Raw genomic sequence first — 12,625 nt, 5'->3', positions numbered from 1 at the left:
CATTCCCAGAGCTAAGACCAGATTCTGGCAGCATGGTGATTGCGGGCGCTAAAGCGCTTGCTTTGGGCGGCCTTTGAACAGGCCCAGAAGATCGACGAAGAGCAGGACCACACCAAGGGTGATGGCAACATCAGCCAGGTTGAAAATATAGAAGGACCAATTGCCCCAGTGGAAATGAAAAAAATCGGCCACGGCGCCAAAGATCAGCCGATCCAGGGCATTGGAGAAGGCTCCGCCGATGCACAGCGCCAGCGCCAGGCGGATGACGAAATCGCGGGCGCGCCACCACCAGACGGATAGGGCAAAAATGGCGACCAGCATGATAACGCCCAGGCTCCAGACCGGCAGGCTATCGAACAGGCCATAGGAAATGCCGGTATTCCACACCAGCACGTAGTCGAAGAACGGGGTTACGGACAGCATTTCGCCGCCGCGCCAGCCGGTCATTGACAGCGGCTCGAAGAAATAGGGCACGCTGGTGCATATGGCCTGGCCGATGGCGTAGCACTCGGCGGCGATATGATAGGCCTTTTGCGCGCGATCCAGGCCAAAGGCGATGATCGCCACCATGAGGGAGGCGATCACCGAGGGATTGAAGCGCTGGATTGCGGCCAAGGTCAGAGACCCGCAGCGGCGCGTTCGCGCAGCGCCTGGGCGTCGCGCGGGGAGACATCGGGATATTCGGGGTCCGAACCAACCTCGGGCAGCACTTTCCACGAGCGGGCGCAGCGCCGTCCTTCGGCCAGGGCCGGCACGACCGAGACCCCGGGCACGTCCTCAAGGCGGAAGGCCTCGGACGGGCCCTCGTTCTGCTTGACCGAAATGGCCGAGGTAATGGCGATTTCGGCCAGGTCCTGACCTTCCAGCGCCACGATATAGCGGGCGTCGGCGACATAGACCTGCGGGGCCGCTTCAAGCGAAGAGCCGATGCGCTTTTCACGACGCTCGATTTCGAGCGCGCCGGTGACGACGCGACGGACGGCGCGGATGAGCTGCCACTTGGCCGCTAGATCATTGTCGAGCCAGGTTTCCGGAATGTCGGGGAAGAGCCGGAGGTGGACGGACGAGCCCTCTTCGGGATGCCGTTCGAGCCAGCATTCTTCCATGGTGAAAACCAGGATGGGGGCGAGCCAGGCGGTGAGCGCGTTGAACAGGTGATCGAGCACGGTCAGGGCCGAGCGGCGCTTGATCGAGGAGATCGGGTCGCAATAGAGCGTGTCTTTGCGGATGTCGAAGTAGAAGGCCGAGAGCTCGATATTCATAAAGTTGGTAAGGAGCGTCACGACCTTGCGGTAGTCATATTCCTTATAGGCAGCGCGAACGCCGGCATCGAGCTGAGCCAGGCGATGCAGCATCAACCGTTCAAGCTCGGGCATGTCCTTGGCGTCGACAACATCGTCCTTCTTGAAATGGGCAAGATTGCCCAGAAGCCAGCGCAGGGTGTTCCTGAGCTTGCGATAGCTATCGACGGTGGTCTGGATGATTTCCTTGCCCAGGCGCAGGTCTTCCGAATAGTCGGACGAGGCGACCCAGAGCCGGAGGATATCGGCGCCGTATTGCTTGATGATATCCTGCGGGGCGACGGTATTGCCCAGCGATTTGGACATTTTGCGCCCTTCTCCATCCATGGTGAACCCATGGGTGAGGACGCTGTCATAAGGTGCGTAGCCATTGGTGGCGCAGCTTTCGAGCAAGGACGAATGGAACCAGCCGCGGTGCTGGTCCGAGCCTTCGAGATACATCGAGGCCGGGAATTTCAGATGCGGCCATTTCTGCTTGTTGCGCAGCACGAAGGAATGGGTCGAGCCAGAATCGAACCAGACGTCGAGAACGTCGCGGATCATCTCGTAGTCATCGGCCTTGTAGCCGGACCCGAGATAGCGCTCGGCGGCACCGGGCTTGTACCAGGCGTCGGCGCCCTCTTCCTCGAAGGACTGGGCGATACGGTGGTTGACCGTTTCGTCGCGAAGGATCTCGCCGCTTTCCTTGTGCACGAAGACCGTGATCGGCACGCCCCAGGCGCGCTGACGCGACAGCACCCAATCGGGGCGGTCGGCAATCATGGCCCGCAGACGGTTCTGCCCGGCAGCGGGGTAGAATTTGGTCTTGTCGATGGAGGCCAGCGCGCGGGTGCGCAGGGTATCGCCGGCAGCGCCGCCAATATCCTTGTCCATATAGACAAACCATTGCGGGGTGTTGCGGAAGATGACCGGCTTTTTGGAGCGCCAGGAGTGTGGGTACTGATGCTTGACGCGACCGCGGGCAATGATGTTGCCGTGCTCGGCCAAGGCGGTGATGACTTTGCTGTTGGCGTCGCCCTTTTTGCCATTGTCATCGATAACGCGGGCGCCATCGAAGCCGGGAGCGTCCTTGGTGTAGAAGCCGCCATCGTCCACGCAATAGGGGATGGTGGGGTCGATACCGCGATCCTGCAGGAGGCGGGTGGATTCCATCCAGATGCCAAAGTCGTCGAGGCCATGGCCGGGCGCGGTGTGCACGAAACCGGTACCGGCATCGTCGGTGACATGTTCGCCATCGAGCAGGGGCACGTCGAAATTGTAGCCATCGGCGAGGCCGCGCAGCGGGTGGTGCGCCGAGATGCCCGAAAGAACCGAGGCCGGAACAGACTGCAGGCGCACGAATGTGGCAACCTTGGCCTTGGCGAAGACTTCTGCGGCCAGCTTATCGGCAAGGATCAGCTTGTCACCGACCTTGGCCCAGTTTTCTGCTGGTGCATCGGTGACTTCGTAAAGCCCATATTCGATGCGGCTCGAATAGGAGATGGCGCGATTGGCCGGGATGGTCCAGGGGGTCGTGGTCCAGATGACGACAGAGGCGCCGGTGAGATGCTCGCGATGGGCGATGATCTCGTCGGTGTCGTGGCCGTCGACCGACTGGATGCGGGAGACGGGAAACTTCACCCAGATGGTGTCGCTCTCGTAGTCGGCATATTCGATTTCGGCTTCGGCGAGCGCGGTGCGCTCGACCACCGACCACATGACCGGCTTGGAGCCGCGATAGAGCTGGCCGGTCATCGAGACTTTCATCAGCTCGCGCGCGATCTGGGCTTCGGCATCGAAGCTCATGGTCAGATAGGGATTGTCCCATTCGCCCAGAATGCCGAGGCGCTTGAATTCCTCGCGCTGGACATCAACCCATTGCTCGGCAAAGGCGCGGCATTCCTGGCGGAATTCCACCACCGGAACCTCGTTCTTGTCCTTGCCCTTGGCGCGGTACTGCTCCTCGATCTTCCATTCGATGGGCAGGCCGTGACAATCCCAGCCCGGCACATAGGCCGAGTTGAACCCCAGCATCTGCATGGAGCGCGAGACGATGTCTTTCAGCGTCTTGTTGAGCGCATGGCCGATATGGATATTGCCATTGGCATAGGGCGGGCCGTCATGCAGGGTAAAGAGCGGGCGATCCTTGGCCTGCTCGCGCTGACGCTCATAAATGTCCATGTCTTCCCAACGCTTGAGCCAGTCGGGCTCGCGCTGGGGCAGGCCAGCACGCATCGGGAATTCGGTTTCCGGCAGGAAGAGCGTGGCCGAATAGTCTTTTTCGGTCGCGCTTTGAGCGGTGTCGTTCATGGATCGGCAATCGGTTTGGCAGAAGTCGCGCGCCTTTTAGCAAGGCGAAGCCAATGGGGCAAAGGGTGATTTGCCGCGATCAGGCCAGGAGCGGTTCCACCCTCTGACGCACGAGACCGGCAATATCGCCAAAAAGATCGGGATAGAGCGAAGCTGAAAGCTCCCGCACGCGCTTGTTGCGCGCAAGGTCGTGATAGAGCGACCGAACCCGGTCGACGATTTCGCTGGCATTCAAGCGCTCGTGCGGCACGATATCGACGGCGCCCAATTGGGCGGCGCGCTGGGCGTGATATTCGTGCTCAAGATGCTGGGGAAAGGCCAATTGCGGCAGGCCGAGCCCCAGACCCATGCAGAGCGAGCCGTGCTGGCCGGCATTGAGGGTAATGCGGCTGCGACGGGCGATCAACTCAACCGGAACCGGCGCGGTTTCGACCAGAACACCTGCGGCGGAGAGGCGTGCCGAAATGTCGGGCGCAACACCCGGCAGATAGGCGCGCGTGGGAAGACAGATCTGACAGAGGGCATCGACCAGCGGTTCATAGGCGGTTTCGGCGGTGGAGAAATAGACGAAGATTTCGTCGCCCCCCGGCTCGCCACGCGGTAGCGCCTCGTTGAGGGGCGGCAACAGCGGCTGGCTGCGCAACCCATCATAGGGGTCGAGCTGCCTTATGGTGCGCGGCATGGAAACCGACGCCTGATAGATATCGGCAAAGTGCTGGAGCGGCGGCACGCCAAACTCGGACAGGATGGCATTGGCATTATCGCGCAACAAGGCTTCGTCATGCACCAGCGTGTCGTATTGCGGGAGCAGTACGGGGAAGCTCGGCATGCCCGGGGGCGGCACTGAATAGCCCGTGCCGACACAGACAAAAGGTATATTCAGGGCGCGAGCGGCCAGCATGGACACGGGGGCAAAATCGGCAATGACCAGGTCGATCTGCCTTGTGCGCAGAACCTCAACCCACCAATCGAACTGGAGGCGCAAACGGTCGGGGAAAGCGAAGACCAAATCTCCCAGAAAATCGCCCCAGGTCGCCGTGCCGGGGGCGCCTGCCGCCTTGCGCATCTTGCGATGATTGTAGAGCGCGGCCGAGGGGTAGACCGCCGTGCAAAGATGGGAAAGCTCGGCGGCGTGATCCATTCGGCAGAGCGCCGCATCGTACTCATATTGCGGGCCCAGAGCCTCAGCCATGACTTTGAGGGTGACGATATGGCCACGGCCAGCGCCACCCTCCCAGGCGAGCAGAACACGCCGCTTCAAAATCAGGCTTCCGGATAAGCGCAACCGCAGGGCGTGGGCTCCTGACCCGATGGACACTCGTCGTCGTCTTCCTCGACCGGAGGCACCGGTGGGGTCGGCGCCGGCGGCAGTCCCGCACTGCCACCACTATCGGACAGCGAATTGGTTATCGTCGGAATGGGCTGCGGATTGCACACTTCGACATGTTTGGCCGGATCGGTCCACATGAGAAAGTAGCAATTAACCTGGAAGTTGATTTCGTCCGTGACGGCGGGATCAAAGGCTTTGGCTGGCATTGCCGTGCCCAGCATGAGCAGGGCAGCGACGGCCCTGATCAGCCGCGACCGGCGGGCAGCGTTATTCTGGTTCGGCATGGGGCGTTCCTTCACACTGACATTTGGAGTGAAGCCAAACTGGCTTCACACAACAAAAATCAGGCTGGCCGGCATAGAAACGCGCGTTAGAACTTCAGACCAGGGCGCCAATTCTTCTGTGCCGACTTAACCATTTGTTGACCATTTCACCCTAGCGGCCGCAAAAATCTGCTACATCGGACGTGTGTTCTAAGCCTCAGGACATGCTTAACGGCAGTGTGCGCGCATGGATTTGCTTGAGCGACTACGCGACGACCTTCATGCCATGGCAGCGTCAGCCACGACCTGGCCCGATGTCTTGATCAAGCTTGCCGATCTGATCGGTGCGACGGAGGCGGCGCTTGGTGGCGCGTTGCGCAAGGGACAGCTGGACATGTTCGCGCCGCGGACCGATCCAGCACGGATCAGTACCTATCGCGAGACATTTCATCAGCAGAACGCGATGATGCGCGCAGTCGCCAGACAGGGGATCGGCACAATAACGCTGGCCGATGACTTACCGGAGATCACCGATTTCTGGCGGAGCGACTTCTATAATCTCTGGTGCGTGCCGCAGAAGTTCAATCACGGTGTTGCCCTGAATGTTGCAAGCAGCACGGGCTGGGCTGGAACCCTGGTGATCAACACGAGAAACGCGGTCACATCGGCTCAGGTCGAGCAGTTACACTCCATTGCGCCAGAGATGCAACGCACGGTGGAACGATGGCAATGGTTGACGCAATTGCAGCTTGCCAACCGGGCCACATTGGACGCTTTGGATATAGCCGGCCAGGGCGCGATATTCCTTGACCATTTCGGACGGGTTCTGGACTGCAACCGGGCGGCGCAGGCCATGCTGACCGACGGACGGATACATATCCGCAATGGGCAGCTCGGGTGCACCGCTGCTGGGAACCACAAGAGCCTGACCGAACTGGTTGCGCGTTGCCTGACACGACCAGATCAGGACGCCGGCCGCGTGCAGATCGTGGGGGAGGACTGGGCGCTGAATGTGCAATGCGCGCCCTTCCCTGCAGAGCTCACCTATTCGTCGCCGCAGCGACCATCCGCGATCTTGATGATAACCGATCCAAAGCGGCGACTGCGCCAGCGCATGGTCGAGCTGACACATCTCTATGGACTGACCCGGGCCGAAATCGAGCTGGCCCTTGCCGTGGTTGAAACCGGCAGCCGCAAGGCCGCGGCGGATGCAAGGGGAGTATCAGACGCGACGGCGCGGGCGCAATTGACCAGCATATTCGACAAGACCGGCGTGCGCCGGCAAACCGAACTGGTTCGCCTGCTGATGTATGATGGCTAGAGTATTTCACAGTTTCGCTGAAACGCTGAAATTGCTCTAATTTCTTGTTTTATCGCGCTTCCGATCCTCGGGTCGAAGCCCGAGGAGCAAAACCGTTGCCACTTTTGCTGGAAACGCTCTAGCCGAAAAAGCCCAGGGCACGATCGAGCGAACTGATTGGCTGCGCGTCAGCCAACATGGCCCGGGCCTTTGTGCGGTCCCGATCCATGGCAGCGATCAGCTCGTCGAGGCCTGAAAACACTTCCTGACCGCGGATATGGCCAAGCAGGGCCACCTCAAGGGTCTGGCCATAAATGTCCTCGTCGAACTCGAACAGATGCGTTTCAAAAGGCGGACGCTGATTGTCGAACATTGGCTTGCCATAGGCGGCGACGCCATCGAGCAGACGACCCCCCAGCCGAGCCCGCACCGCATAGACGCCCTGGGCGAGCTGGAAGCCGGTGGGCGTCATGGTATTGGCGGTGGGAAAGCCAAGTTCCCTGCCCCGCTGGTCGCCTTTGACCACGCAACCTTCAAAGAACCAGTGATAGCCCAGAAGCCGGTTGGCTGCCGTAACCGCGCCTTCGCTGAGGGCGGCGCGAATGCGCGATGAGGAGATGGGCTCGTCGCCCTCGTCCATCAGATCAAGAATTTCGACATCGAAGCCAAGGCGCTCACCAGCGGCCCGCAGAAAAGCCGGCGTGCCGCGCCGCTGGCGGCCGAAGTGGAAATCGGCACCGACGGTGACACTGCGTACACCGAGCTGCTCGACCAGCATGCGTTCGACGAAGACTTCCGCCTCGTTCTGTGAAAAGGCGCGGTCGAAGGGCAGAATGATGATGCCATCGAGGCCCATGGCCTCGCCCAGGCGCGCCTTGGCATCGCCCTGGGTGAGGCGGAACATGAACGGAGCCGGCGCGAAGACATCGCGCGGATGCGGTTCGAAGGTCAGCATCAGGGCGGGGACACCGGCCGCCTCGGCACGGGCGCGCAGGGCGGCAATGATCGACTGATGGCCGCGATGCATGCCATCGAAATTGCCGATCGCCACGCAGGCGCCGCGCAGATGGTCCGGAAGGTCATCGAGGCTGGAGAGGCGAGTGAAGGTCAAGAGCGAAATCCTGGCAGACCAGAGGGACCCCCTCCCCAGCTTTGCTACGGCCTTCCGGCCTAGCGCCGCTACCCTCCCCTCAAGGGGGCGGGTGGGAAGGAGCGGCAAATTCGTTTCAGCTTACCACGAGAGCCGCGGCAGGTAGCCGGCGACGCGCGCCCGGCTCGGGGCGACCAGATCGGCGATTGCCTGCGGGTCGGGCTTGCCGAATGCGTCGAGTTCGGCGGCATGGATGGAGCCGGTGACGAACAGCAGATCGACACCGAATTGGGCCGCGCCGGCGGCATCGGTCCGCACGCTGTCGCCAATGGCCAGGACCCGCGACTTGTCGAGACTGTGGCCGGCAGCCTCCTCGGCCAGGGCGAAGGCCTGCTCATATATTGGGGGATAGGGCTTGCCGGCCATGTGCACCATGCCGCCCATGGCCGAATAGAGATCGCCCAGGGCGCCGCCGCAATAGATGATCTTGTCGCCATGTTCGACCACACGATCGGGATTGGCGCAAATCATGGGCAGCTTTCGCGACAACCAGAGCCTGGCGCGGTCGCGATACATTTCTGGGGTGTCGTCATCGGTATCGAGATCGGTCACCACCACGACCTCGGCTTCCTCCGCGCCGGTGCGGCGCACATCAAGACCTTCGTAAAGAGCATCGTCTTCGGTCGGCGGGCCAACATGATGGATGGGCTTGCCCCGATATTTCTCGATCATGGCGCGGGTCGCATCGCCCGAGGACACGATAGCGTCATAGGCGTCGCGCGGGACCCCAAGGCGGTCGAGCATGGCAATGATGGGCGCGGAGGGCCGCGGCGCATTGGTGATCAGGACCACCCTGCCCCCGCCCTGCCGGAACGTCCGCAGGGCCTCGACGGCTTCGGGAAAAGCCGAAACACCATTGTGAACGACGCCCCAGACATCGCTCAACACGGCATCATAGCGGCCGGAAAGATCTGAAAGGCCGGATATGGTCGGCAAGGGCGCAGTCATGGTTTGCCTTCGAACTGGTGGGGCACTGAGAGCCTGAGACCTATGTGGCAGTTTGCAGCGATGGATCAAGCAAAAAGCGGATATGGCAATGCTGTGACAATGGCAGAGTCGCTTCGTTAACCACTGACTTTTTATGGTTTGCCAATGTTTCGGCGGCGGAGGGAGGGCCGCTGCCGAAAAGGCTTATCCGGTGCACAGCAAAGTCAGGTACGACCCTTCTATGATCGGCAAATTGAAACTTTCGCTCCGTCTGCCCATTCTGGTGGTTGGCATTGCGGTGGCAACCGGCGCCGGCCTGGGGCTCGCGGCCTATTTCAGCGGCGATGCCATCGTCACCAGCCAGGCCGAGCAGAGGCTGAACTCGGCGGCGGATAATGCGACCGCGGCGCTGGATGCCTATCTCTCGGAAGTACGGCAGGACCTGACGCTGTTTGCGGGCCGCAAGGACGTGGCCGCGGCGATCTATTCGTTTACCGGGGCGGTGCATTCGCTCAAGAACCAGGGCGATCCTGCAGAGCTGTTGCAGAACGCCTATGTGGCGAACAATCCGCACCCCGAAGGCGAGCGGCTGCTGCTGGACACATCCGACAAGCTTTCGGTCTATGACCAGATCCACCGGGGCCAGCATAACGAGTTCCGCAATCTGCTGCAGACACGCGGCTATTACGACATTTACCTGTTCGACCTCAGCGGGCAAAATGTCTATTCGGTGCAGAAGGAAACCGATTTCGGCACCAGCTTTGCGGAAAATGGCGGGCCCTGGGCCGACACCGATCTGGGCAAGGTGGTGCGCGCGGCAATGGCGGGCAATCCGGGCGATGTGTTCCTGACCGATTTTGCGCCCTATGGCCCGGCCGGCAATGCGCCGGCCAGCTTTATTGCAGCGCCGGTTTACGACCAGGGCCTGCAGGCTGGGGTCTTGGCCTATCAGATGCCGCTGGGCCGCATCAGCGAAGTGCTGAGCCGCACCAAGGGACTGGGCGCAAGCGGCCAGGTTTACCTGGTGGGGCAGGACGGGCTGGCGCGCAACGATCCGCCGGAGACCGATGTCGATGAAGCGCTGAACCTGACGGTGAGCGGTCCGGCGATCACGGCGGCGCTGGCGGGGGAAGAGGGTATTGGCATCCTGCCCGATTTCAACGGCGCATCGCATGTGGCCTCGGCGCGCCCATTGTCGTTCGGTGGATCGGACTGGGCGGTTGTAGCGCTTGAAAACACTGCCGAAATCTTGGCGCCCTCGGCCGGGTTGCGCAATACCATGCTGGTTATCGGCGCGGTGCTGCTGGCGCTTTCGACCCTTCTCAGCGTGCTCATTGCACGCACGATCACCCGGCCAATCGGCCGTTTGACCAGCGCGATGACCGATATTGCGGGCAATGATCTGGACAAGGCGGTACCGGGGCTGGAGCGCGCCGACGAGCTGGGCGACATGGCGCAGGCGGTGGAAGTGTTCCGCCAGAACGGGCAGCGCATCGCCCAATTGCGGGCCAGTGAAGACAGCATGAACGAAGAGCGCGCCGATCAAGCCCGCCGCATGCAGGCCTTGCAGGCCGATATCGATCGCGTGGTGGGCGCGGCCATTGAAGGGGATTTCACCTTGCGCGCCGAAACCGCGCTTTCGGACCCGGATCTCGAGCGCCTGGCCGGCAATATCAATGAATTGTTGGCGACGGTCGATAGGGGCATTGGTGAAACCGGCGAGGTTCTCTCGGCGCTGGCCAGGGCCGATCTCAGCTTGCGGGTCACCGGCGAATATAAGGGCGCCTTTGACAAGCTCAAGACGGACACCAATGGCGTCGCCGAGCAATTGGGCGAGATTATCGTGCAATTGCGCGAAACCTCGGGCGCGCTGCGGACGGCCACGGGAGAAATCCTGTCGGGCGCCAATGATTTGAGCGAGCGTACCACGCGCCAGGCCGCCACCATTGAGGAAACCTCGGCCACCATGGAGCAATTGCGCGACACCGTGGCGCAGAATGCCGTGGAGGCCGCCAATGCGAGCAAACAGGCCCAGACGGTGTCCGCCGATGCAGAGGCCAGCGGCTCGGTAATGGGCGAGGCCAATCAGGCCATGGGGCGCATTACCGCCTCCTCGGAGAAAATCTCCAATATTATCGGGCTGATCGACGATATCGCCTTCCAAACCAATCTACTGGCGCTCAACGCTTCGGTGGAGGCGGCACGGGCCGGAGAGGCAGGCAAGGGTTTCGCGGTGGTAGCGGTGGAAGTGCGGCGCCTGGCGCAAAATGCGGCCGAAGCCTCGTCCGAGGTCAAAGTGCTGATCGAGCAAAGCGCCAATGAGGTGCAGGGCGGCTCCAAGCTGGTGGCGCAGGCCGCCGAGCGGCTGATTGCGGTGCAGAGCGGGATCAGCGCCAATGCGCGGCTGCTCGAAGGCATGGCCCGGGCCAGCCGGGACCAGGCCTCGGCCATAGAGGAAGTCAATGTCGCGGTGCGCCAGCTGGACGAAATGACCCAGCACAATGCGGCGCTGGTGGAAGAGACCAATGCGGCGATCGAGCAGACCGAGGCGCAGGCAAGCGAACTGGACCGAGTGATCGGCTCGTTCACCCTGAGCGAGGCAAGCGCTGCACATAAAGCGGGCGTGGAGCCGGCAGAAACCGGAGCGCGCGCCTTATTGGGCGGGCTCAAACGGGCCGTGAACGGATTGGGCCGGCGCTAGAGCTCGGCGCGCCGCAATTGCTGGCCCGCGGCGCGGGCCGGTTCCAGCAGAAGGTCGTTGCGTATGGGACCCGGGGCGGCAATGTAGTCGCCCTGAACCAGGACGATGTCGTTGTCGAGCAGCTCGACGATCTGCCGTTCATTGGCAATGCCGGTCGCCAGCAGTGACACCTCGAAACGGGCCATATAGTCCGCGATGTCGGACATGTGGAAATCGGTGAACTTGTCGGGCGCGGCGATGAAACGGGCGGCGTCGACGCGCATGGATCGCACGCCCAGCGCCGCCATATCGGCGATATCGACGCGCAGCGAATGCATGCGCGCAATGGAGAAACCGGCGCCCTTGCGCGTCATCTGCTCAACTATGGCGCGCTCGCGCGTTGTCAGTTCGAGCCATTGCGCCTCACTGACCAGGAAGGTCAACGCGCCGGCGATGGCCCGGTTGGCGTCGAGTGTGGCCAGAACCTGTTCCACCGCGCCATCGTCGCCCAGACTGGCGCGCGAGAGCGGAATATGCAGCATGGCCGGCTGACCGGCCGTGCGGGAGCGGCGGGCAATGGCGACCGCCTCGGCCAGTCCGGCGCCCTCGATGAGCCTGACAATATCCTTGCCGCCGCGGCGGGGCACGAAATCGGGCGCATCGGCCAGTTCGCCATCTTCCAGCATCAGCCTGGGGACGAGGTCGTAGGCCACGGCCCGGCGCTGCGGCAGGCGCACCACAGGCTGAATGTGGTGGATGAGGCGATTTTCCTCGATGGCCTGGCGCAGGACTTCGAGCGGAATGACGGGTTCGGGTTCAGAGGCGGCGGCGGGCGCCGCCGGGGCGGGCGGTGGTGCCGCAATCATGCGGGTATCGGCCGATTTCGGGTTGGCCGAGGACCTGGCATTGGCCTGTGCAACCTTGTCTTCGACTTCGGCCACGGCCTCGGCGACCTGCCGGATGACGGTGCCCAGGACCGAAATATCGGCTTCGACGGTCTCGAGGCGCTGGCCGGGATTGAGATCGGCTATGGCGTTGATCCGCTGACCGAGCACAGCCCCGGCCTGCGCATCGGTAGCCAGGAGCCGCGAGAGATCCTCAATGGCGCGCTCGAGGCGATTTTCGGCACGCTGGCGCAGGACGCGCTCCATCAATACGAAGCAGGCGCAGGCAAAGACCACCGCAACCAGAATCGCATTGGCCGGCGTGAAGGTCAGGCCGAAATAGGCCAAGGCCCCCAGTCCAGCGGCGGAAAGCGCAATGAATGAATATACAAGTGCCTGCACGGCGGCCCTGAAACCCCTCGTCATTCGCCGGGATTCGGCCCCGAATACTTAGCATCCTAAACAATAGGTAAAAAGCACCGCAAAGATGCTCTCCCCGGC

9 protein-coding genes are annotated in these 12,625 nt (G+C 62.2%); 2 read left to right on the top strand and 7 right to left on the bottom strand.

Annotation, left to right across the window (positions count from 1 at the left end; genetic code table 11):
• Positions 1 to 48 precede the first annotated feature (48 nt).
• The 4 genes from lspA to V8Z65_RS03285 all read right to left on the bottom strand — a co-directional run bounded on the left by lspA (position 49) and on the right by V8Z65_RS03285 (position 5,204).
• Complete coding sequence (gene lspA / locus V8Z65_RS03300; RefSeq protein ID WP_338722507.1) at positions 49 to 615, bottom strand: signal peptidase II; 567 nt, start codon at positions 613 to 615, stop codon at positions 49 to 51.
• 2 nt (positions 616 to 617) lie between these two features.
• Positions 618 to 3,590, bottom strand: a complete 2,973-nt coding sequence (gene ileS, locus V8Z65_RS03295; protein WP_338722505.1) for an isoleucine--tRNA ligase — start codon at positions 3,588 to 3,590, stop codon at positions 618 to 620.
• Between the two features lie 79 nt (positions 3,591 to 3,669).
• Entirely contained in the window at positions 3,670 to 4,851 is a 1,182-nt protein-coding gene (locus tag V8Z65_RS03290; protein WP_338722504.1) for a hypothetical protein, read from the bottom strand.
• 2 nt (positions 4,852 to 4,853) lie between these two features.
• Positions 4,854 to 5,204 (bottom strand): hypothetical protein, encoded by a 351-nt coding sequence (locus V8Z65_RS03285; protein WP_338722503.1) that lies wholly within the window; start codon positions 5,202 to 5,204, stop codon positions 4,854 to 4,856.
• A gap of 226 nt (positions 5,205 to 5,430) precedes the next feature.
• On the opposite strand from V8Z65_RS03285, the gene V8Z65_RS03280 reads away from it, so the two are divergent.
• A complete protein-coding gene (locus tag V8Z65_RS03280; RefSeq protein ID WP_338722501.1) occupies positions 5,431 to 6,504 on the top strand; it encodes a hypothetical protein in 1,074 nt (357 codons plus the stop codon).
• A gap of 118 nt (positions 6,505 to 6,622) precedes the next feature.
• Here the strand turns inward: V8Z65_RS03280 and V8Z65_RS03275 are convergent, their stop codons facing one another.
• Entirely contained in the window at positions 6,623 to 7,594 is a 972-nt protein-coding gene (locus V8Z65_RS03275; protein ID WP_338722499.1) for a bifunctional riboflavin kinase/FAD synthetase, read from the bottom strand.
• Positions 7,595 to 7,714: 120 nt separating this feature from the next.
• Entirely contained in the window at positions 7,715 to 8,581 is an 867-nt protein-coding gene (locus V8Z65_RS03270) for a TIGR01459 family HAD-type hydrolase (protein WP_338722498.1), read from the bottom strand.
• Positions 8,582 to 8,813: 232 nt separating this feature from the next.
• Between V8Z65_RS03270 and V8Z65_RS03265 the strand changes: the two genes are divergently transcribed.
• The gene (locus tag V8Z65_RS03265) at positions 8,814 to 11,261 is read left to right on the top strand and encodes a methyl-accepting chemotaxis protein (protein ID WP_338722497.1); all 2,448 of its coding nucleotides are present in this window, start codon (positions 8,814 to 8,816) and stop codon (positions 11,259 to 11,261) included.
• Here the strand turns inward: V8Z65_RS03265 and V8Z65_RS03260 are convergent.
• Positions 11,258 to 12,526 (bottom strand): EAL domain-containing protein, encoded by a 1,269-nt coding sequence (locus V8Z65_RS03260; RefSeq protein WP_338722496.1) that lies wholly within the window; start codon positions 12,524 to 12,526, stop codon positions 11,258 to 11,260. The genes V8Z65_RS03265 and V8Z65_RS03260 overlap by 4 nt on opposite strands.
• Positions 12,527 to 12,625 lie beyond the last annotated feature (99 nt).

It is taken from the genome of Devosia sp. XK-2 (assembly GCF_037113415.1).
Lineage (GTDB): Bacteria > Pseudomonadota > Alphaproteobacteria > Rhizobiales > Devosiaceae > Devosia.
This window is presented reverse-complemented; position numbering and strand designations above follow the sequence as displayed.

What these genes read in the sequence shown, in the direction of transcription:
- V8Z65_RS03280 (WP_338722501.1), top strand. Translation starts at nt 5,431, where the DNA reads ATGGATTTGCTTGAGCGACTACGCGACGACCTTCATGCCATGGCAGCG.
- ileS (WP_338722505.1), bottom strand. Translation starts at nt 3,590, where the DNA reads ATGAACGACACCGCTCAAAGCGCGACCGAAAAAGACTATTCGGCCACG.
- V8Z65_RS03270 (WP_338722498.1), bottom strand. Translation starts at nt 8,581, where the DNA reads ATGACTGCGCCCTTGCCGACCATATCCGGCCTTTCAGATCTTTCCGGC.
- V8Z65_RS03285 (WP_338722503.1), bottom strand. Translation starts at nt 5,204, where the DNA reads ATGCCGAACCAGAATAACGCTGCCCGCCGGTCGCGGCTGATCAGGGCC.